General features: G+C 43.7%; 11 protein-coding genes and 1 pseudogene. 9 read left to right on the top strand and 3 right to left on the bottom strand.

What is annotated here, in order from left to right; translation table 11 throughout:
- Window positions 1–43: 43 nt before the first annotated feature.
- Both sds and QUA10_RS07070 read right to left on the bottom strand, forming a co-directional pair.
- Window positions 44–1,015, bottom strand: coding sequence for a solanesyl diphosphate synthase (gene sds, locus QUA10_RS07075; RefSeq protein ID WP_333081969.1), 972 nt, complete (start codon window positions 1,013–1,015; stop codon window positions 44–46).
- 1,034 nt (window positions 1,016–2,049) lie between these two features.
- Window positions 2,050–3,114 (bottom strand): annotated as a pseudogene (locus QUA10_RS07070) (ISKra4 family transposase).
- Window positions 3,115–3,831: 717 nt separating this feature from the next.
- Here QUA10_RS07070 and QUA10_RS07065 point away from each other — a divergent pair.
- The 9 genes from QUA10_RS07065 (at window position 3,832) to QUA10_RS07025 (ending at window position 17,293) form a co-directional block, all read left to right on the top strand.
- On the top strand, window positions 3,832–4,008 hold the full coding sequence (locus tag QUA10_RS07065; RefSeq protein ID WP_333081968.1) for a hypothetical protein: 177 nt from the start codon (window positions 3,832–3,834) through the stop codon (window positions 4,006–4,008).
- A 159-nt stretch (window positions 4,009–4,167) separates the two neighbouring features.
- Window positions 4,168–6,711, top strand: a complete 2,544-nt coding sequence (locus QUA10_RS07060) for a CBS domain-containing protein (RefSeq protein ID WP_333081967.1) — start codon at window positions 4,168–4,170, stop codon at window positions 6,709–6,711.
- A gap of 60 nt (window positions 6,712–6,771) precedes the next feature.
- On the top strand, window positions 6,772–7,170 hold the full coding sequence (locus QUA10_RS07055) for a response regulator (protein ID WP_333081966.1): 399 nt from the start codon (window positions 6,772–6,774) through the stop codon (window positions 7,168–7,170).
- Entirely contained in the window at window positions 7,167–10,325 is a 3,159-nt protein-coding gene (locus tag QUA10_RS07050) for a PAS domain S-box protein (protein ID WP_333081965.1), read from the top strand. The genes QUA10_RS07055 and QUA10_RS07050 overlap by 4 nt, the downstream gene beginning before the upstream one ends.
- A gap of 296 nt (window positions 10,326–10,621) precedes the next feature.
- A complete protein-coding gene (locus QUA10_RS07045) occupies window positions 10,622–12,562 on the top strand; it encodes a response regulator (protein ID WP_333081964.1) in 1,941 nt (646 codons plus the stop codon).
- The gene (locus QUA10_RS07040; RefSeq protein ID WP_333081963.1) at window positions 12,563–14,470 is read left to right on the top strand and encodes a PAS domain S-box protein; all 1,908 of its coding nucleotides are present in this window, start codon (window positions 12,563–12,565) and stop codon (window positions 14,468–14,470) included. It begins immediately after the preceding gene.
- A 413-nt stretch (window positions 14,471–14,883) separates the two neighbouring features.
- Complete coding sequence (locus QUA10_RS07035; RefSeq protein ID WP_333081962.1) at window positions 14,884–15,054, top strand: hypothetical protein; 171 nt, start codon at window positions 14,884–14,886, stop codon at window positions 15,052–15,054.
- A complete protein-coding gene (locus tag QUA10_RS07030) occupies window positions 15,051–15,503 on the top strand; it encodes a response regulator (protein ID WP_333081961.1) in 453 nt (150 codons plus the stop codon). Before QUA10_RS07035 ends, QUA10_RS07030 begins: the two co-directional genes overlap by 4 nt.
- 128 nt (window positions 15,504–15,631) lie before the next feature.
- Complete coding sequence (locus tag QUA10_RS07025) at window positions 15,632–17,293, top strand: diguanylate cyclase domain-containing protein (RefSeq protein WP_333081960.1); 1,662 nt, start codon at window positions 15,632–15,634, stop codon at window positions 17,291–17,293.
- Window positions 17,294–17,669: 376 nt separating this feature from the next.
- Here the strand turns inward: QUA10_RS07025 and QUA10_RS07020 are convergent, their stop codons facing one another.
- Entirely contained in the window at window positions 17,670–22,694 is a 5,025-nt protein-coding gene (locus QUA10_RS07020) for a PAS domain S-box protein (RefSeq protein ID WP_333081959.1), read from the bottom strand.
- Window positions 22,695–22,728 lie beyond the last annotated feature (34 nt).

Below are 22,728 nucleotides of genomic sequence, written 5' to 3'. Positions count from 1 at the left end.
ATTACCAATTCCCCATTACCAATAAAATGTAACTTTTTAACCTCTAATAAAGTCTACTCAAAACGTATTCAGCCAAATCAATCAAAGCTTGACGGGACTCTGAATGGGGCAGCGCAGCTAAGTATTCGACGGCTTTCTGTGCGTGGTTTGTGGCTAGTTCTCGGGCTCTCTCTATGCCTCTAGAATCTTCTACCAGTGCCAGGGCCTGCTCTAGATCTCCTTCTTGGGCAAATTCGCGTTCTATGAGAACTTCCAAGTAAGGTTTTTCTTCTAGGGCAAATAGTGCGGGTGCTGTCAGATTACCGCTTCTGAGATCCGAGCCTGCCGGTTTCCCCAAAGTTTCCGTTGAAGCGGTGAAATCTAATATATCATCTACTATTTGGAATGCCAAACCAATGTCCCGACCGTAGTTGTACAAATCGTCTGCTATTTCCGCTGAAACCTCGCTCAAACAGCCCGCTGCTTTGGAACTGTTGGCAATTAAAGACGCTGTTTTGTAATAACTTTTTTCGAGGTACGCTTCGATCGACAAGCTGGTGTCAAATCCATTTAGTCCCTGTTGAATTTCCCCCTCAGCTAAATCCATAATCACTTCTGAAAGCAGTTTGACTACTGGCAGGTTGTCGAGATTTGCCAAATGCCAGGAAGATTGAGCAAACAGAAAGTCTCCCGCCAATACTGCCACTCGGTTGTTAAACCGACTGTGAACCGTCGGCACTCCCCGCCGCAGATCCGACTCGTCCACCACGTCGTCGTGGACTAGACTAGCTGTGTGGATCATTTCCGTAATTTCAGCGAGGCGGCGGTGTTTTTCCGTGATTTCCCGATCGGGCATAGTCGCCTTGGCCATCAACAGAACGATTGCGGGTCTCACTCGTTTTCCCTTTGTGCCGAATAAGTATTCTGCAGCCGCGTACAAGATGGGATGACGGGCACCCACTAACTGTTTTAAGTTTTCTGTCAACAGTCGCAGGTCTTCTTCAACCGAGGAAAATAGGAGAGTGCTAGAGATCATGGATACGCCGACTCAAGCCGTAAAGTAACAAAATTTTACATATCATATCTTTATTTTAAGGTAATTCTCTGCAATAGAAAAGAAAAATCTAGGTGATCGGCAGTTATTTGTCATCTGCCGCCTGATGGGAGTCACCCGACTGCCATCGGCGAGTTGCCGACTCTCAGAGGGGTTGCCCCTATTGTATCGAATTGTTAAGGACACTGCCAAAAAATCTCTAAATCCCAAAAACCCTGTGTTATTATGGGTATTAAGGATTTAAACAATTCTATACATTAAGTACAGCCAGACTGGCAGGTAGCTTTTAGGTGCCTGTAAAAGTTTCGTAGAGCCAGCCTTGTTAGTCGATCGCAGCCAAAATTTCTGGTACAGATTTTTAGTTCCTCGCGGCTAAAAGTTATCAGAAGTTAAGAGTAGCGCATCTTATGTGCACGGTAGCTCAAAGCAGCTAAAGTGGATGGTTTTAGGCTGTTTAAGCATCTGTAAAGCAGTAAATCATTATTGATGACCGGGAACGCCTAAATGTTCCCGCAGGCTTGATATGGAAAAACAGCCTTCAGAACCAAGGCATGGTCTTGCGTGCTGACTTAATGTAGTAGGTCTTGAACTTGTCCTGCTCCTCCTCGTCCTTGACTTTTGGTTCTAATTATGATTTATCGCGATATTCCTCTAATTATTCCCATTCTGGCCGCCGGCTATGTAATGACTATTTATGTAGTGCTGATGTTGGCCGAACGCAGCGCTAAAATAACTCGATTGGGCGAGTAGTGCACTGCTGGGCAGCCGAAGTCGGCAGCAGCGTCCTCCCTTCACCCTTGAGAATTCGGAATACTCAATAATAACCCTGCCTTGAATGCTTGCGCGCAAAGGCAGGGTTATTATTTATAATTGCGGGCACCGTGATTTTTTTGGCTGCTAGTTACTGCAACACATAGCTAAAGTTATCGATGTTCAATGCCAACAGCCTCTGAGGCAGGATATGCTACTTAGTAGCAGCTTGTATCGCTCGGGAGCATCCCGGTTTTGCAAAAGCCTCAAATGGCTAAGAGGTCGTTGAGGTAGGCACAACGAAGTTTGAGCATTTGATTGACATTTTTTTTCAACCATTGAGCGCCAGAAATTTTCAACCTTCTATCTATTTGTTTGACCGTCGATTCCACCGCTCCCGAGCCGATGGAACAAATCTTGTCTTGTGATAATTGCTCATAGTTAACAATTCGAGAGCGATGCTTTTCTAGATACTTACAAAAGTTTTGGGCGGTTTTTTTGCGAGCATACTTAAATAAATCTAGAGTGGACTCGACCCGGCCTTGCCACAAAAATTCCTTGGCTTGGACTAGACGTTTCAACGACCCTCCCACTTTATATAGATTTTCAATTAAATGATACCAATCTAAAATTTCGCGTCTGGTTTTACCAGGATTCAACTGGCTAATAATGTTCCATATTCCCTCATGTCCATCACAAGCGACAAGTTAATATATCGGCTAAAGGCTGATGGTTTATATAGTTAATTAACGCTTCATTATCTTGATAAAAAGCCCCATAATAACTTTCATGTAACCGCACGGCCTTATAATCTTGCCAATGAGACCCTTCTCCCAACTTCCCTCTCAGACGGACTTTCCCTCCATCTATGCTAGTTTCCTCAACCTCCAAGAAGGCTATCGGTTCTGACCATTCTTGTTTTTCTACCAATCGATGTAAACAAGTGTGTCCCATCTTTACTCCTGTCTGAACTTCCATTTCTTGGGCAGCCTTGGAGTAGGAAATATTAGCGATTTGACGGAGACAGCATTTTTCAAATAATGGAGATAATCGGGTGGATTTCTTGACCTCTAATTTTTCTGCCTGTTTTTCAGTAATTATTAGTTCACCAATACAGCTTTTTACTGTCCGGGGTCGTCCTTGTTCTGTTCCCGTTGCCTGTTTGATAAAAAAAAACCTATTTGGGGACCTACATGAACCAGCCATTGCTGCCTGAGATGCTTTTCGATATTTTCCAAACTTGTCAGTTCACTGGGGGGTGTATTGTTATAAAAAATTTTAGCAATTTCTGACGTACAGCTTTCCAATCGCTCTAGTTCTTCAGGGGTCATGGCTCTTTCTCTCCACTCTTTTTTAACGTTTTTTTGGATTTTACTCATTTTATGCTGATTTGGGGATATTTACAAAACCGGGATGCTCCCGTATCGCTCACAGCAAGTTTCATCTCAGGGAAAGTCGCCCAATGTTCCGAGAAAGCTATTAAAGTGTTCTCCAAAACGCTGAGTTTGAAGTTGTCGGTTATTGTGCCAAAACTCGCAATATTCCTATTTTTCAGGGCAAGAACTTACAAAAATAAAACGCGAAACTTCTGAATCGAGCATCCTGCTTGCTCAACATAAGGAATCCACAAATTTGCCCTGCAATCACATATTTCATCAAAGCGTGCTTAACTTGCTGAGTCAGTCAGATAGTCTCTGCCATTTATTCACAGCTTGCCAAGAAAAGCATCTGGTATACAGAGAGCCAAAAAAGTAATTTTTAGTTTCAAAAATATTCTCGATGTAACTGTATGGTAGAACAGTAATTGCCACTATTAATGACCCCTTGAAACTCGATTAAATTTTGATTAAAAAACTACAACACCGAGTAGAAATTGTCAGAGAATCTCAAGCTACACTGCCTAAATTGTTGTGTAATCCAGACGAACTCAAACAAGTTTCCCTAAATAGGATGCACAATGGTTTACAAGCGATAGAGAATTGCGGAGTTTTAAAAGTAAAGGTCAGAGCAGAAAATCATAGCCTGCTCGTCAGTGGGAATTGAATTACGTGGAAATTTTACCACGAATCTGTAATCCGTTTTTTACCACAAAACCCGCCGACGAAGGCAGCGGGTGGGGACGGGAGATTATTAAAAAAAGTGTGGAAAAACATTCGGGTAACATAGAAGTAACATCAGTTATCGGTCAAAGGACGTGTATGGTGTCAATTCCGATCGCCGTTTAGCGCGATCGCACTAAAAATTATACCAATGCGCGACTAAAAATGCACCTCTAGACCGATGTCAAACCAGGATGGCGGTTAGCCTACCGCGACTGTAAAATCGGAAATCTAAAATGGTATTAAGTGCCGGTTCCGCCTGCATCTATCCCCCTTGATTTGCCCATGTCAACAATAGTTTCTGATACCCAAAGCTTGCTAGAACAGGCGATCGACCCCAAACCACCAGTGCTGCCTCCAGACACACCTGTGAAAGTCGCAATTGCTGCCATGACTGAGGCGAGTGCCAGTTGTATTTTAATCGCGTTTGAGCAGCAATTGCTCGGAATTTTTACAGAACGCGATGTTGTGAAAATAACTGCTAGCGAAATACCGCTAGCAGGGGTAGCAATTTCTGAGGTGATGACTGAAAACCCGATCGCCATTTCCGTCGATAAAGCGGGGAATATCTTCAAGGTATTGAGCATATTGCGATCGAAAAGAATCCGTCATTTACCCCTCCTAGACGAAGGTGGGAACTTACTAGGCGCCATCACCTGCGAAAGCATCCGTAAAATCCTCAAACCGGCAGACTTGCTGAAAATGTGGCGTGCCGAAGAAATTATGACTAGACAATTAATAGTTACCTCAAGCAGCGCCTCAGTTTTAGAAGTCGCAAAACAGATGAGAACCCAGCGAAAAAGCTGCATAGTCATTTGCACTGACAGCGACAACAAAAATCAGAAACCTGTGGGCATAATTACAGAACGCGACATTGTTAAATTCCAAGCTTCTGGACTAGATTTCGCAGGTACTCCCGTCACCGCCGCGATGAGTTTTCCGCTGATACCGTTGCAGGTAAAAGCCACCTTGTGGCAGGCTCACCAGTTAATGCAGCAGCACCGCATCCGGCGCTTGGTGGTGGTGGACGAGGAAGGATATTTAGCTGGAATTGTGACTGAAATTAGCCTGCTGCAGGCCTTAGATCCGGTAGAAATGCACGCAAATGTCGAGCTTTTGCAGGAAACAGTTGCCGACAAAATTCAGGAGTTGAACAAAATGAACGAAGAATTGCAAAAAGAAGCGTTGCGGAGAACAGAAATAGAAGAAAAATTGCGAATATTAAATGATAATTTGGAAGAACAAATCAAACAGCGAACTTTAGAATTAATTAATGCCAACAGTCAGTTAAAAAAGGAAATACAAGACCGCACTACCGCTGAAGCTGAAGTTCGCCGCCTGAACACCGAACTCGAACAGCGAGTTCTAGACCGCACGGTTCAACTAGCAGCCAGTAACGAAGAATTGCAGCAACAAATTAGTGGTAGAAAGTTGCTCGAAGAAAAATTGCACTTTTCTGAAAGGAAAGTGCGCGCCGTTTTTGAAGCGATGACCGACATCGTTCTCGTGCTAGACATTCAGCGGAACATAGAAGTTTTGCCAACGAATGTGGCAGCCGCTTCTGAACCAGATTGTGATATAGTCAGCTTGACTATAGAACATTTTTTTGACGACGACAACCCGGATGATTGGTGGGTGTTAGTTCAGCAAGTGTTAGAAACACAACAAACTCTCAATTTTGACTACAGCTTAACAGTTTGTGACCGGGAAATTTGGTTTTCCGCCTGCATTTCTCTGTTCTCAAAAGATGCAGTCATTTGGGTTGCCCGCAACATCAATGCCCGCAAAATAGCCGAGTCAGCGCTGTGCAAAAAAAATGCAGAGTTATCTCATACCTTAGAAGAACTGAAGCGGACTCAAAAAGAACTCATTCAATCAGAAAAAATGGCAGCCCTCGGACAGTTAATTGCCGGAGTTGCTCATGAAATAAATTCTCCTTTAGGGGCGATTCGCTCTTCTGTGCAGAACATCGCCGACTTCTGGACGGAACAATTGCAGCAGTTGCCGATATTTTTTCAACAACTATCCCCGGAACGGCGGCAGGATTTCTTGGCTTTGCTACACAAGTCCAGCCAAGAAACAGATACATTATCTAGTAAAGAAAAACGTCAGTTAAAAAAACTTTTGCAGGGGCAATTAGAATCAGAAAAGATTGACGACGCTGCCAGTCTTGCCTGTACTTTATTAGATATCGGCATCGGCAATAATGTAGAACCTTTTTTACCTTTGTTGAAAGACAGCCAAAGTCGAAATATTGTACAAACCGCCTACCAATTTGCTACAGTACAAAAAAGCACTAAAAATATTGCTACCGCCACAGATAGGGCAGCCAAAATCGTTTTTGCTTTGAAAAGCTACTCTCGTTACGACCAGTCGGGTACCAAAGTAATCGCTAATATCACCGACGGTATTGATACTGTTTTAACGCTTTACCACTACCAAATCAAACACGGTGTGGAAGTAGTCAGAAACTATGGTACTAATTTGCCCTCTGTGCTATGCTATCCTGATGAACTCAGTCAAGTTTGGACAAATTTAGTTCACAATGCTTTACAAGCGATGGGCAATAAAGGCGTGTTAAAAATTGATGTCAAACACCAAGCGAACGCAATATCAGTCAGTATTACCGACAGTGGTCCCGGCATTCCTCCAGAGATTATGCCGAGAATTTTTGAGCCGTTTTTCACAACTAAACCTCCAGGGGAAGGTAGCGGTTTGGGATTAGATATAGTTCAAAAAATTCTAGAAAAACACCAAGGTGAACTGCAAGTAGAAAGCGTGCCTGGTCAAACAAAATTTACTATATTCTTGCCCGTCGGAATCCCTTGATAGCAATAAAAAAAAGAGGGAAATGCCCCAATTGTTAAAATTTAATAGAAGTAAAGTTTTATGTCTAAACCAGTAATTTTGTGCGTTGACGATGAAGTTGTAGTCTTAAATAGTTTAAAAATTCAACTTAAAAAAGAATTTGGGGATGCTTACCTCTATGAAGTAGCAGAAAATGCAGAGGAAGCTCTGGAAATTATGGAGGAAATTCAAAAAGAAGATGAAAGTGATATTTTAGTCATAGTATCTGACTGGTTAATGCCAGGGATTAAAGGAGATGATTTTTTGATTATGGTTCACCAAAAATATCCTAAAATTGTGAAAGTTATGCTGACCGGGCAAGCAGACGAAGTAGCAATAGCACGGGTGAAAGAGCAAGCAAACTTGCACCGTTGTTTGTACAAGCCGTGGGAACGCAAAGAATTAGTAGAAACTATAAAATCTGGTTGGACAAAAATATGAACAATAAACCTGTGATTATTTGTGTGGATGACGAACCGATAATTCTTGAAAGTTTGAAAATTGAGTTAAAAAAAACCCTGGGGGAAGAACACTTATTAGAAACCGCTGAAGGCGGTGAAGATGCTTTAGAGTTAATCGAGGAATTACTGGCAGATGGCTGCGAAATCGTAGCAGTGATTTCCGACTATCTGATGCCGAATATCAAAGGGGACGAATTACTGAAGCAGATTCACAGAATATCGCCAAAAACTATCAAAATCATGCTGACAGGGCAAGCAGACCTAGAAGCAGTGGCGAATACTATTAAATATGCTAAATTGTACCGATACATATCGAAACCTTGGCAGTCAGAAGATTTGAAGTTGACGGTAAAAGAAGCGATTAATAGCTATTTTAGGGAGAAGCAATTAGCCCAACAAAATACTCAACTCCAAAAGCTAAATCAAGAATTGGAAACTTTAGTCGAGGAGCGGACTGCACAACTGCGCTTGTCTGAGGAAAAGTTTGCTAAAGCTTTTCGTTCTTCTCCCAACCCGATTACTATTACCCGACTTAATGACGGTCGTTATTTAGAAATTAATGAGGCTTTTTGCCAGACAATCGGTTATTCTGCCGCAGAAATCCTCGATCGCACGGCGCTTGATTTGAATCTTTGGCAAAATATACAAGCCCGCGCTGAGTTGTTTAAAATGTTAGACGAAAAAAAAATTGTTCTCAACTATGAATTTGATTTTCGCACTAAAACAGGGGGACTCAGAACCGGGCTGCTGTCAGCAGAAATCATTGACATTCATGGCGAAACCTGCGTGATTTCTGTGATTCAAGATATTAGCGATCGCAAATTAGCCGAAGAAAAACTCCGATCTGTAGCGGCTTCTTTAGCAGCAGCGCAAAGAATCGCCCGTGTGGGTAATTGGGAATGCGATTTCTCTGCCAACACAACTACTTGGTCGGAAGAGTTATCTCGGATTTTTGGGATCGAGCCAACCCAACCTGCGCCAACACTAACTGAGTTTTCGCAATACGTGCATCCGGACGATCGACAAAAGTGGCAAACAACGATCGACGCTGCTATTGCTAATGGGCAATCCTACAGTTTGGAATATCGAATCCTGCGGCTGGAACCGACAAGGGGTGCGGATAATTGCCAGTCACAAACAAGTGAAGCCGGCTTCATCCGCTACATCGAAGCCAGAGGAGAAGCAGTTGTCAATCAACAAGGTAAAGTGACAAAACTATTCACAACGTTGATGGACATTACCCCCCGCAAGCGGGCAGAAATAGCCCTAGCAGAGAGCGAAGAAAAATACCGTCATTTAGTTGAAACTTCCCAAGATATTATCTGGTCTTGCGATGCTGAAGGACACCTTACTTTTGTGAACCAAGCAGTTAAACAAATCTACGGTTACGAGCCTGAAGAAATGCTAGGCTGTTCTTTTAGCGATTTCTTAGCCCCAGGAGAAATAGACTGGAAATGGGAACTTCAGCAGCGCTTGCTGACGGGCAAAACTGTGTTTCAGTACGAAAACATAGTATTAGGAAAAGACGGCAGAAAGATTGATGTAAATACGAAGGCGATCGCGCGCATGGACGCTGAAGGAAATATCATCGGCACAACAGGCACTGCTAGCGATATTACTGAACGTAAACAAGCTGAAATAGTCCTGCAAAAAGCCAAAGAAGAAGCCGACAGAGCGAACAGGGCAAAAAGCGAATTTCTCTCGAATATGAGCCACGAATTGCGAACTCCCCTCAACGCAATTCTCGGTTTCAGCCAACTGCTGGCCCGCGACCCAGACCTCGGTGCCGACCAACAGCAATACTTAGGAATTATTATCCAGAGCGGGGAACATTTGCTCGTTCTAATCAACAATATTCTGCAAATGTCAAAAATTGAAGTTGGGCTGGTGACACTTAATAACAGCACCTTCAACTTGCACAAAATGCTAAAAAATACTGAAAATATGCTGAAGCTGCAAGCGGAAAAAAAAGGGTTGCAGTTAATTTTTGATTGCCCAGCAGATCTACCTCAATATATAGAAACTGACGAAAGTAAGTTGCGACAAGTATTGATAAATGTAGTGGGAAATGCTATTAAATTTACTGCGGAAGGTGGTGTTAATTTGAGACTCAAGCATGAACTGGTAAAAAATAAAACTTCCCCAGGAATTTCGCCAAGTGAGAATTGCTCTTTGCTATTTGAAGTGGAAGACACTGGTTCAGGAATTTCTGCCGAAGAAATGAACAATTTGTTTAAACCTTTCGCGCAAACAGAAAGCGGCAAAAAAGCTCAAGAAGGAACAGGTTTGGGCTTGCCAATCAGCAAACAGTTTGTGCAGTTAATGGGAGGGAAGATGACGGTAACAAGCACCCTCGGTCGCGGCAGCATTTTTAGATTTGATGTTAAAGTTTCGCTCCCTAATGCCGTGGAAATTCAGGTGGCTCAAACAGCTCGCCGAGTGGTGGGTCTGGAACCCGGACAGCCAGAATACCGGATTTTAGCTGTTGATGATCGCCTGGAAAGCCGCTTGCTGTTGGTCAGAATGCTGACATCCCTTGGCTTTGCGGTGCAGGAAGCTGAAAATGGCGTTCAAGCTGTGGAAATGTGGTCGAGTTGGGAACCTCATTTGATTTGGATGGATATGCGGATGCCGGTGATGGATGGTTACGAAGCTACTAAACAGATTAAAGCGCATTTGAAAGGTCAAGCAACGGTGATTATTGCTCTGACTGCAAGTGCTTTTGATGAGGAGCGATCTCTGATTTTGTCTGCTGGTTGCGATGATTTTGTAGCGAAGCCTTTTCGGGAGCAAGTGATTCTGGAAAAGATGGCTAAGTATCTGGGAGTCCGCTATGTTTATGATCGAGAAGCTTCGCTAAGTTCTGATGCTGCGGTGTCCGCGGAGGTTTCCACGGTAACTGAAACGGCTGATTTGGCTTTTACGCTCAATACTTCATTTTTGGAAGCTATGCCTGCTGAATGGGTTGATGAATTATATTCTGCGGCAGATGCGGTTGATAACGAGGAGATTTTTCGGCTGTTGTTGTCGATTCCTCCTATTAATTCTAGTTTCCGCAGCGCGATCGCCGATTTGGCGAATAACTTCCGGTGCGATCGGATTATCGATTTGATTGATGAGTTTAGAAATTGTTGAAGGATGAAAGAAGAAGGGATAATAGGGGCAGGTTCAGGATTATTGATCGTGTAGGTCGATCGCCTATTTGTAAACTCGCCTGCGGGCGATAGACTAATTTACCTGTAGCCAAGCTCCACACCCTGCTAATCATCAGTCATTCCCAATTCTTTAATCTCACATATCAAATCTAAAATCTCAACTACGATAAGTTATGTAAATATCAAAGCAGTTGATTGAAGAGGGAGTGCTATAGTGACTATTTAACAAGTTTTTCTAATTTCAACACTTCTTAAATTAACAAAAAATAGCCAGCGATGACCAACAATCAAATAGAAGAAAATAAAGGCAACATATTAATTGTTGACGATACTCCAGAAAATTTGCAAGTTTTATCAGCAACACTGTGCGATCGGGGCTACAAAGTCCGCGGCGTAATTAACGGCAAAATGGCAATCAGGGCCGCGCGCTCTGGTTGTCCCGATTTAATTTTGCTCGACATCAAAATGCCGGAAATGGACGGCTACGAAGTCTGCACCCAGCTCAAGGAAGATTCTAAGACATCCGAAATTCCAGTTATTTTTATCAGCGCTTTAGATGAAGTATTGGACAAACTAACCGCCTTTCAAGTGGGAGGGGTAGATTATGTCACAAAACCGTTTCATGTAGCAGAAGTTTTAGCGCGAATCGAACACCAACTGACTATCCAGAGGCTAAAAAAACAATTGCTCGATCGCAATAAAGAACTGCAAGAAGAAATAATAGAACGCAAAAAAGCCGAAGAAGCAGCGGCCGCTGCATCGCTCGCAAAAAGTCAATTCGTTGCCAACATGAGCCACGAATTGCGGACTCCCCTGAACGCCATCCTTGGTTTTACCCAAGTCATGAGCCGCGACTCTTTGCTCAGCCACGAAAATCTCGAAAATCTCCGAATTATTAACCGCAGCGGTCAACATTTGCTGGAACTAATTAACGATGTTTTAGACTTGTCGAAAATAGAAGCAGGGATAATTGGCTTAGATCAACGCAGCTTTGACCTCTATCAACTCCTCGACACTCTCGAAGAAATGTTTCAAATCAAAGCTGAAACAAAAAAAATGCAACTGAGATTTTCGGTCGAGGCTAATGTTCCCCAATATATAAAAACTGACGAAAAAAAGCTGCGCGTTTGCTTAATTAACCTGCTGGCAAATGCCATGAAATTTACTGAGGACGGGGGCCGTATTTGGCTGCGCGTGAGCGTGGAAAGCAACCAGCAACAGCCGGCAGCATCTGAAAGCCATCCTAACTCTACCTCAGTGGAGCCATTGTTAATTTTGTTTGAAGTTGAAGACACGGGAATTGGCATAGCAGCAGCAGAAATTGATACTTTATTTGATGCTTTCGTCCAAACACAAGCGGGGAGAAAAGCGGCTGATGGTACAGGGTTGGGTTTGACAATTACTAAAAAATACGTGCAGATAATGGGTGGGGATATTGGAGTAAAAAGTGTTTTAGGTGAGGGAACAAGTTTTAAATTTAATATCCGAGTATTTGCCGCTATTTCGTCTGAAATAACAATGGCGACATTGCAGCGGGTGATCGCACTAGAAGCAGATCAACCGGTTTATCGGATTTTAGCAGTTGACGACAATCAAGACAATCGGCTCCTGCTGGTTAAAGTGTTGCAACCAATTGGTTTTGAAGTCCGAGAAGCGGAAAATGGCTACCAAGCGGTTGAAATTTGGGAAAGTTGGCAGCCTCATTTAATTTGGCTGGATACGCGAATGCCAGTAATGGACGGTTTTGAAACTGTCAGACAAATTAGAGCTAAAGAGAAACAAAGTCAGCGACGAACTGTAATTATTGCTCTGACTGCTAGCACTTTTGAGGAAAGAAAAGGCGAAATTATCGCCGCAGGTTGCGACGATTTTGTGCGGAAACCTTTTCAAGAACAAATCCTCTTTGATAAGATGGCTTACTACTTGGGAGTGCGCTATCTTTATCAAGAGTTGCCCCGGCTCCCAGTTGGGGCTTTACGGCGTTATTGCGTGAACGAAAAACCCGATTCATTTTTCGGAGGGCTGCTGGCTCAGATGCCTCAAAGCTGGGTGAAGGAACTCCATGACGCAGCTAATGATGTTAATGAAGAGCTGGCGATTCAACTTGTCGATCGCATCTGGGAAAGTCATCCAACCTTAGCTGAGGCTTTAAAAGATTTGCTTGCCGATTACCGACTCGACAAGATAATGGATTTAACTCAATCGAGTTTAAAATAAATGGATAATAGCGAAATTAAAGTATTGGTGGTTGATGACCAACCAAGCAATCTGCGGTTCTTATCCAAACTGCTAATATCCCAGGGCTATCAAGTTTACCGAGCTATTAGCGGTCAACTGGCGTTGAATGTTGCGATCGCCCATTGCCCGGATTTAATTTTGCTCGACATTAGAATGCCAGAAATGAACGGTTATGAAGTTTGTCGGAGACTGAAAGCGACACCAGAAACTGAACAAATTCCGGTAATTTTTTTAAGCGTATTAGATGAAATGAACGATAAATTACAAGCTTTTCGAGTAGGAGGTTCTGACTATATTACTAAACCATTTCAAGTTGAAGAAGTTTTAGCACGCATCGACAAGCAAGTCCGCTTGCAAAAACTGCAACAGCAATTAAAAGAACAAAATTATCAACTGCAACAGTCACAGTCGCTGCTTGCTAGCATATTAAATAGTTCCTTAGACTGTGTGGTGGCTTATTCTGCAGTCCGCAACAGTGAGGGAAATATTGTAGATTTCCAGTGGCTCTTGATCAACCCGGCCGCTGAAAAATTTTATGGTCTGCTATTACATGACATAGTTGGCAAGAATTTGTTAGCCAAAGTTTCCCAAGTTAGCAATAACGGGTTATTTGATTTGTATATCTCTGTAGTAGAAACAGGAGAAACTCTAGACCAAGAATTTTATTACGAACAGGAGCGAGATACTATTGTTTGGCTGCACATTGTGGCTGTGAAATTAAACGACGGTCTGGCAGTAACATTTCGCAATATTACCGATCGCAAACGAGCAGAAATTGCCCTACGAGACAGCGAAGAACGCTTCCGCGCGATATTCGAGCAAGCTGCGGTAGGCATAGCTAAAACCGCACTTTGTGGTAAATTTATGCGGGTAAATCCTGGCTTTTGTCAAATTGTCCGCTATGCACAATCCGAATTGTTACAGCAAAATTGGGAGGCAATTACTCACCCAGATGACAGAGAAGCGGACCGAGAATACCTGCGCTCGCTGTTATCCGGGAAGATTCAAACTTTTTCTGTGGAAAAGCGTTTGGTATGCAAAGATGAAGCTGTGCGCTGGGCAAATGTTACTGTTTCGGCAATGCGCGATGTCAAGGGGACGCTGCAGTATTTGATTTGTGCGATCGAGGATATTTCCGAACGCAAGCTGGTACAAGAATTGCTGCAAGAGAGTTTAGAGACTCAAACCCGCTACGCTCAAGAATTAACTCGTTCTAATGCCGAACTAGAACAGTTTGCTTACGTGGCTTCTCACGATTTGCAAGCGCCTTTGAGCACGATTGCTGGCTACGCTCAACTATTAGAAAAACGCTCTTCCAACCAACTTGATGCCCAAGGAAATAAATTTATCCGCAATATTGTTAATTCTTGCGGGCGGATGCAGGCGCTGATTGATGACTTGCTGGAGTATTCGCGGGTCGGTCGCAGTCAGAAACCTTTTGATGTCATAGATTGCAATCTGGTTTTTGAGGATGCTTGTGCTAATTTGCAGTTGGCTATCCGCGAGAATCAAGCTTCTGTTACTAGGGGGGATTTGCCAAGGGTAACAGGTGACTGTTTTCAACTGCTGCAACTGTTTCAAAATTTAATTGGTAACGCCATTAAGTACCGCAGCAGTGAGGCGCCGGTGGTGCAGGTGGACGCTTCGCGTCAGGGGGATAGCTGGGTGTTTTCCGTGCAGGATAATGGTATTGGGATTGCCTCACAGCACCATCCGCGAATTTTTCAGATTTTTCAGCGCTTGCACACCCAAAAACAGTATTCGGGAACCGGTATCGGTTTAGCGATTTGTCAAAGAATTGTCGATCGGCATGGCGGCAACCTGTGGGTAGAATCAGAACCCAATCGAGGCTCGACTTTTTATTTTTCTATTCCTATACCAAAGTGAAGTCAGCAGTCCGCCTGAATCAGTCAATCGATTTGAGATTTGAGATTTGAGATTTGAGATTTTAAGAAAGCGACCCCAGGGATGAATCCGGAGGCTTGTGAGCAAATTGCTTGATTGTCAGCCGTCCTTTACTTAAGCTTTAAATATCTTTATCTGTCCTTTACAAAAATGCTTATAAAGTGTAGCATATTCACTGATGACATCGAGCTATAAATCTATCAATATAAATCTATTAGCTCTATCCTTACACAACTTATAAATCAGCGGTGCGCGCAAGACTTGTTAATTTTTTTCAAGTGTATCCAGAGCATCTTGCTTTGGGATGCAATAGTTTCCCTAGTAGTTCGCCCAGAAGGATTTGTGATGTGTTGGCAGTTTGCAGGTTCTCGGACAGACTGCCAAGTGAAACAAGCATGATTCGCAAACCTTTGCAAATAGAGAAAAACGGTAAATTACTGCAACACAATTTCAGTGTTCTCAGCCAGATTTACCGGATGATGGGAAGAGATTCTTTGCAGGTACTCAGACACGGCTCAAAGTCCCGCAACCTCACAAAAGACATTCGTAGTGAGACAAAGCCGTGAATTATCAAAAGAAAAAATTTACTCTTTTAATAGCAAACGATGACGAGGACACGCGCTTTTTAGTAAAGGAAGCACTGCGAGAACTTTCATTAGCAATTACGAGCGAATTTGTGGAAAATGGAGAACAAGTGCTAGACTACTTGTACCGTCGCGGTCAATATCTTGGTACCAGCAATTGGCATCAGCCAGATTTGATACTTTTGGATCTGAATATGCCGAGGCTGGACGGGCGAGAAACACTAATTTTGATCAGAGCTGACCCCCATTTGCAACAAATTCCGGTTGTAATGCTCACAACTTCCCACCGCAGAGGAGATGTCTTACTTTGCTACCGCTTGGGAGCAAATTCTTTCATATCCAAACCAGTAACTTTTGAAGGATTGCTGGAAGTCATGAAGACTTTATGTGAGTATTGGTTTGAGATCGTTTCACTCCCACCAGATATGTGAGCTTTAATGGAGCGCTAAATGCCTAGTTTGAGTGTATAGTGAATTTGATAAGCTGAAATATTTGCCGATCGCAAGTATCGCTATCAAAACAAAAAAGTTGCCTTCGACTCGCTCCGAACGCTATAGTTGTGTTAACACGTAACCAATGTCTGAAAATTTTGTTGGTTGAGGATGACCTCGGAGATCCGACAATGATCGAAGACCTTCTAGGGTCATTCAGCGAGTCTCTATTTCTTCTCCAAACTGTTAAGTCTCTGGAGATAGGAGTTGGGCGTCTGGAAGTAGACAAGTTTGACGCCGTACTATTAGATTTGTCACTGTCAGACAGCTTGAAGGGAAGCGAGGCGATCGCAGTTTTGAAAGGGCGATGGCCCACATTGCCAATTGTGGTGCTAACAGATATCAACGATGAAAATATTGCCCGGTCAGTATTGCGCTGGGGCGCTCAAGATTGTTTGGTAAAGGGAAGATTTCACCGAACTCTGCTGGTGCGGGCAATCCATTACGCGATCGAACGCCAGGAAATCGAAGAACAATTGCGGCAGCAGGCTCTGCGACAGCGGCTGTTGGGCAAAATGATCGAACATATTCGATCGTCAATAGATCCGGCAAGCATTCTCCAAAGTACCGTTGCAGAAGTGCGCCAATTTCTCCAAACAGACCGCGTTTTAATTTATCGCTGTCAGGATTGGGTGTCTCAATTGGACGGGGAAGAGCAAAAAGGTGCGATCATCGCAGGTGACGGTTTGCCAGAAGGTTATATTGAAAACCAAAATATTAATGCTGCTTTGGCGGTGTCATGCTTTGTTTTAGTCGAATCCCAGTCGGTACAAGCAATAGCAGATGTTAACACGGCCCCCTTGGCTGGCAGTTGCAAAGAATTGTTGACAGATTGTGAAATTGCAGCAGTTATCAGCGTGCCAATTTGGCAATCAGGCGACTGGGAAACAGCAAAAGAAACACAAGAAGCAACTGTTTGGGAAGTCGAGAACAATCAAGATGCAGCGGAAAATTATATCTGGCACCACGCGAGTGGCAAACCGCAGGCGCAGGGTAAAAATTTGCCGGATTCGATCGCAGAAAATGGCAATAGTTTGTGGGGAATGCTGACAGCATACAATTGTAGCGGTGTCAGGGAATGGCAGCAGTGGGAAATAGATTTTTTACAGCACTTGGCAAATCAAGTGGCGATCGCGATCGAGCAATCTCAACTTTACCGCAAGCTAGCAATAGCCAATCAAAAATTGCAGCAACTGGCAACTACTGACGGACTGACTGGCATTGCCAATCGTCGCCAGTTCGATCGCGTTTTGAGCTTAGAGTGGCGTAGATTGGCAAGAGAGGAACTGCCGCTGTCTTTAATTATGTTTGACATCGACTTTTTTAAACTTTACAACGAGTTTTATGGGCATCTCGGCGGGGACGATTGTTTGCGCCAAGTGGCGGGGGCGATCGCCAGCGCCACCAACCGGGCTGGGGATTTGACTGCCCGCTACGGTGGCGAAGAATTTGCCCTAGTGCTGCCCAACACCAGCGCCGAAGGGGCAAACGCTGTCGCCCGGAAAATTTGCGATGGCATCGCCAGCTTGAAACTGCCCCACGCGCGATCGTCGATCTGCCCCTACGTTACTCTCAGTTGCGGCATTGCGACAGCGATTCCTTCTGCCCAAGAATCTCCCCACACCCTAATTCGCAGCGCTGACAGCGCCCTTTTTCAAGCCAAAACCGAAGGCAAAAATCGCATTTGTCACGCCAGCAGTAACTCGGAATCTTCTCCGATTTTTATGTAATAATTCAAGGTAATTAGTAAATTATAATTAGTAATATCGTGTTTATTTTTTTACTCATAATTCATAATTAATAACTCATATTGTTGACCTTTCCATTGGAATAATAATTTTCCGATGGCAGTGCGAGCGGGATGCGATCCAGTGACCCGGAGCAAGGATAATGCTCGCTTTCAGGGTAGAATTCCGATGCTACGGTATTTGATATTACTGAGATGTTGCACCATTCTCAATTACTTGTTTAGGAACAGGCAAGATGCCTGTTCCACAAAGAGTGAATTTTCTTGTGGAACAGGCATCTTGCCTGTTCTTAAGGATGGTGCAAGATGTGAGATATTACCCATTTCCGCTTCCCAATTTCCAATTACCAATTGCTAATTTATTGCCCCAAATTTGAATTTCTACCAGCTAAATTCGGCCGCACTGGAATTTCAATCAAAAACTCCGCTCCCTCGCCCGGTGTCGAAATACAGCTCAATCTGCCGCCGTGGCGATCGACGATAATCGAGTGAGAAATCGACAATCCCAAACCCGTGCCCTTGCCCACAGGTTTAGTCGTGAAAAACGGGTCAAACAGCCTCGATCGCACTGACTCCGGCATCCCCCGCCCGTTGTCCGCAATCGATACTGCTACGAAGCCCGCACCAGCCTGATAACTGCAAATAGTGATCGTGCTGGGATGCTGATCGCACTCCTCGATCGAACGCTGCTTGTCCCGTTCTTCCAAAGCATCGATCGCATTAATTAAAATATTCATAAATACCTGATTTAACTCGCCCGGAAAACATTCAATTTGTGGCAATATTTGGTAATCTTTAACTATCAGAATTTCTCCTGGACTGCTGTGAGATTTTAACCGATTTTGCAAAATCATCAAAGTGCTATCAATTCCCTCGTGAATGTTAACCGACTTCCCTGCGGACTCGTCCAATCGGGAAAAATTACGCAACGATTTCACGATCTCGACAATTCGCTCGGTTCCTACTTGCATCGAATTAAACAATTTCGGGAAATCCTCAGCAATATAATCCAAGTCTATTTCCTCAATTTTCTGCAAGACTTGGGCGGGAGGATGAGGACAGTAATGCTGGTAAACTTTAATCAATTCCAGCAAATCTAAAGTGTAATTGCGAGCCGGATTGAGATTGCCGTGAATAAAGCTAACAGGGTTATTAATTTCGTGAGCAACACCAGCAACTAACTGACCCAAGCTCACCATTTTTTCATTTTGAACGAGCTGAGCTTGAGTCGTTCGGAGTTTGTTAATAGCGGTTTCTAACTCTAGCGCTTTTGAACGTTCTCGCGCTTCCGATTCCTGCAAAGCTGACTCGGCTTGTTTGCGATCGGCAATTTCACTTTGTGCTTGCTCAAACAGCATTGATTGCTGGATCGCGATCGCCAACTGCACGCTAATTTGTTTGAGACACTCGACCTCAATTTCCAGCCAGTGACGGGGGCCCGCACACTCGTGAGCAATCAATAGCCCCCACAACTTCTCGCCTTGCAAAACTGGCACTACCAAATTAGCTCGCACCTGAAATTGACTTAATAAATTAATGTAGCACTCGGAAAGATCAGCTTGGTAAATATCATCCACAGCTACAGTACGACCTTGTTCGTAAGCAGAAGCATAGCTGTCTTCAAAGCAGGAATCGTCAATAGTTATTCCCTGAATAGCCAGCCAATTTTTGCCCACCGACTCGACATTTACAAAACCGCTCCAATCGGGATTAAACTGATAAATAATAGTCCGATCTGTCTGTAAAAATTGCCGTACTTCAGCAACAGTTTTTGTCAAAATTTCTGCTAAATTGAGAGAAGAGCGAATGCGTTCCAGTATTCCTACCACCAGGCGTTCTCGCTTTAATTGCTGGCGCAATATAGCCTCGGCAAGTTTGCGAGTGCTAATATCTTCAATCACACCAATTACATAGCTAGGTTCCCCAAACCCCTCCCGCACTAAAGATACAGTCATATTAGTCCAAACAAATGAACCATCTTTGCGAATAAAGCGTTTTTCAAGGGAATAATTAAAAATTTCCCCAGCTAAAAGTCTGTCGCGCGACTCGACATCGGCTACTACATCTTCTGGGTGAGAAATATCCCCAACATTTCGTGATTTCAGCTCCAATTCTGAGTATCCGACAATATTGCAAAACCCTTGATTGGCATTCAAAAATTGACCGTCTGGCCACACTTTCACAATGCCGATAGCCGCTTGTTCAAATACAGCGCGAAATCGCTGTTCGCTTTCTTGTAAAGCAATTTCTGCTTTTTTGCGATGGCTAATGTCCATTGCCGTGCCAAACAGCCGCACCACCTGACCCAACTCATTTTTAACAGATTGTCCTTTAGCGTTAACGTGCCTGATTTCTCCTGATGGAACATAGATGCGGTGGTCGATGTCGTAAGCTGTCCCTTCAGTCACTGCGTTTTGCACAACTTCTGAAAACCTTTCTTTGTCATCGGGATGAATTTGCTCTAAAAGTTCTTCCATTGTCGGCGGCCGATTCACTTCTCGGCCGTAAACTCGAAACAGTTCTTCCGACCAAGTAATAACTCCTGCCTCCCTATCGAATTCCCAATTGCCGATGCGGGCTATTTTTTGCGCTGCTTGCAACTGTTCGGCAAGTTGTTGCAAAGATGCGATCAACTGAGTTTTTTCGGCTTCTGCTGCAACGCGGGCACTAATATCTTTGTGAGTGCCTGTTATCCGCAACGGCGCACCCCATTCGTCGTACTCAACTACCTTGCCCATCGCCAGAATCCACTGCCAATTGCCCGCTTTGTTGAGCATCCGAAATTCAAATTCATAAATATCAGTCTCACCTTCCACATAGGCATTTAAACATTCCATTACCTTCACTCGGTCTTCGGGATGCACCAAACTTTCCCAACCTTTGAGGTTATTTTCAATTTCGGTTTCTGCATAGCCTAGCATTGATTTCCAATAAAAGTCGAAATAAGTTTCGCCAGTAGCTATATTCCAATCCCACAGCCCCAAAGAGCTGCCTGAAACCGCCAACTGCAATCGCTCTTGACTGAGTTTTAATGCCGATTCGGTGCGTTTTATTTCTGTGAGGTCAGCAATTATGGCTATCATTCCTATCGGTTGACTAGCGCTATCTTTAATGCAGTTGGCTCGCAAGAAAGTTTCTATAATATTGCCATTTTTACTCTTAACTTCAATTTCACTTTCCCAAGAAAAACCTTTCCGCAGTACCCTAAATAACTTTCTCAAATCTTGAGATTTGGGGTACATTACTGCTGGGCCTCCGGCATTATTTAGTTCATCAACTGTATAGCCGTAGCGCTGAATAAATGCTTGATTGTGATAAACGGAATAACCATCCAAATCGGCGATCGCGATCGCATCACTAGCGCTGTCTACAGCTTGAGTTACCAGGCACAGAGTCATTTCGGCTTGTTTGCGATCGGTAATATCAAAAATCGCTCTGTCGAGCCACAAAACAAGCCCTTCTAGATTGTAAGTTGGCCTACCTCTTTCCGACATCCACCGCACCGTCCCGTCATCGCGAACAATCCGGTATTCTAGATTGTACGGCTGTTTCGACTCTACTGCTGCGCTGATTTGTCGATCGACCATTTCCTTGTCTGCCTCATGGACAATGCTGGCAAAACTCAAGCTGTTGTTGCCAGTAAAATCCCCAGCAGGATACCCACTAATGACCTCAATTTCATCACTAATAAATACCATCGTCCACTCAGCATCGTACAAGCTGCGGCAGATAGCGCCTGGGATATTCTCAACGAGCGATCGAAATCTGGCTTCGCTCTCCCGCAAAGCTGCCTCGGCCTGTTTTAAATCAGTAATATCTAGCACCATGCCTTCCCAAACTATATCCCCTTCCTGCCCTATTTCTGTGGGACAATCAACTCGTTCCGGTCTCGACGAACCGCCTTGCATCCACTTAAGTTTTCCCGACGGTACAATGGTGCGCCATTCCTGCTGCCAGGGCTGCATATTTGCCACAGAAACAGCAATAGATTCTTCAAATTTTTGACGGTCATCTGGATGAATCAAATCAAAAAGTAATTGAGGATTCTGCTGAATAATTTCTGGTTCCAATTCATATAAATCGCGGCTGCCCGACGAAATATAAGGAAAACTTTTTTTGCGGTCGGTTGAGAGACGAAATTGATAAATTATTCCCGGTAAATTGGCAGCAAGTTGCCGCAGTCTAGCTTCGCTTTCTTGCTGGGCTAATTGTTTGCGCCTATCCTCAGTGAGATCTCGAATTATCCCGACGAGAATTTTACTGCCGTCGGTATTTTCAAAGACTGTTTTTTTAGTAGACAGAATATGTTTTGCACCGTGGGCGTCAGTAAATATTTCCTCACTCTCGTTTTCTTTCCCCGTCCTAAACACTTGTTGGTCAGTATGCCAAAAAATCTCAGCTTCTTGTTTTGGGAAAAAGTCATAATCCGATTTGCCCAGCAGTTCCTCGCGCTGCTTCCCGATCAGCTTGCAAAAAGCATCATTTAACAGTATCCAGCGGTGCTGTTCATCCTTGACAAAAAGTGGGTCTGCAACTGCATCGATTGTATAATTCAAAAACTTTTTACTAGCTTCTAGTTCGGAAAGTGCTAAAATCTTATCTGTAATATCATTGATAGTTCCTGTCGTCCCCTGCGCTTCGCCGTTCCTGCCAAAAATAAAAAATTCTTGCACTTCCACCCACCGAATTTCCCCATTTTTGGTAACATATCGGCTTTGATAACAACAGGATATTTGTTGGTTTGGTCTCCGACCTCTAAACGAATTTAAATATTGGTGTTGATCCTCAGAATGAATGTAACTCAAACAGGAAGTTCCTAAGCTTTCATCAACGGTAAATCCGGTAATTTCCGTCCAAGCCGGATTGAGAAAAGTCCAATTTCCAACAGTATTCGTTTCAAAAACGACTTCTTTGATATTGCCAACAACCTGCTGGTATTTTTCTTGACTTTTTTGCCATTCTGCTTGCCGTTTCTGGCGGGCGATCGCGCACCTGAGCGTCCGTACCAGCAGCCGGCTGTCTACCTGTCTTTTCACCAGATAATCTTGGGCGCCGGCGGCAATTAGCTCGACAGCCAGTTCTTCGTCATCGGCGGCTGTCAGAATGACAATCGGAGTATTTATACCGCAATCTTGAAGTCGGAAAAAAGTATTAAATTTTGGGCTGTCAGGAAGTGAAAGATCTAATAAAATTACATCAAAAATTTTGTCGCTTAAAATTTCTATCGCTTCCCGGAGGCGGACTACACTGGTGACATCAATTGATTGTCCTAGTTGGCGGTCAGACAGCAGTTCTTGAATGAGTTCTGCATCTTCTGCAGAGTCTTCTACTAAAAGAATTTTTAAACAAGCACGCCTTAAAGTTGACTCAAAAACAGATGTCATACCATTTTATATTTTATATTTTATATTTGAGATT

Source organism: Microcoleus sp. Pol8_D6 (assembly GCF_036700965.1).
GTDB lineage: Bacteria > Cyanobacteriota > Cyanobacteriia > Cyanobacteriales > Microcoleaceae > Microcoleus.
Note: the sequence above shows the minus strand (reverse complement) of the source record. Positions and strands in the feature narration are given on the sequence as shown.

Coding starts and splice junctions, on each gene's coding strand:
- QUA10_RS07020 (WP_333081959.1), bottom strand. CDS start 22,694: ATGACATCTGTTTTTGAGTCAACTTTAAGGCGTGCTTGTTTAAAAATT.
- QUA10_RS07050 (WP_333081965.1), top strand. CDS start 7,167: ATGAACAATAAACCTGTGATTATTTGTGTGGATGACGAACCGATAATT.
- sds (WP_333081969.1), bottom strand. CDS start 1,015: ATGATCTCTAGCACTCTCCTATTTTCCTCGGTTGAAGAAGACCTGCGA.
- QUA10_RS07060 (WP_333081967.1), top strand. CDS start 4,168: ATGTCAACAATAGTTTCTGATACCCAAAGCTTGCTAGAACAGGCGATC.
- QUA10_RS07040 (WP_333081963.1), top strand. CDS start 12,563: ATGGATAATAGCGAAATTAAAGTATTGGTGGTTGATGACCAACCAAGC.
- QUA10_RS07035 (WP_333081962.1), top strand. CDS start 14,884: ATGATTCGCAAACCTTTGCAAATAGAGAAAAACGGTAAATTACTGCAA.
- QUA10_RS07055 (WP_333081966.1), top strand. CDS start 6,772: ATGTCTAAACCAGTAATTTTGTGCGTTGACGATGAAGTTGTAGTCTTA.
- QUA10_RS07045 (WP_333081964.1), top strand. CDS start 10,622: ATGACCAACAATCAAATAGAAGAAAATAAAGGCAACATATTAATTGTT.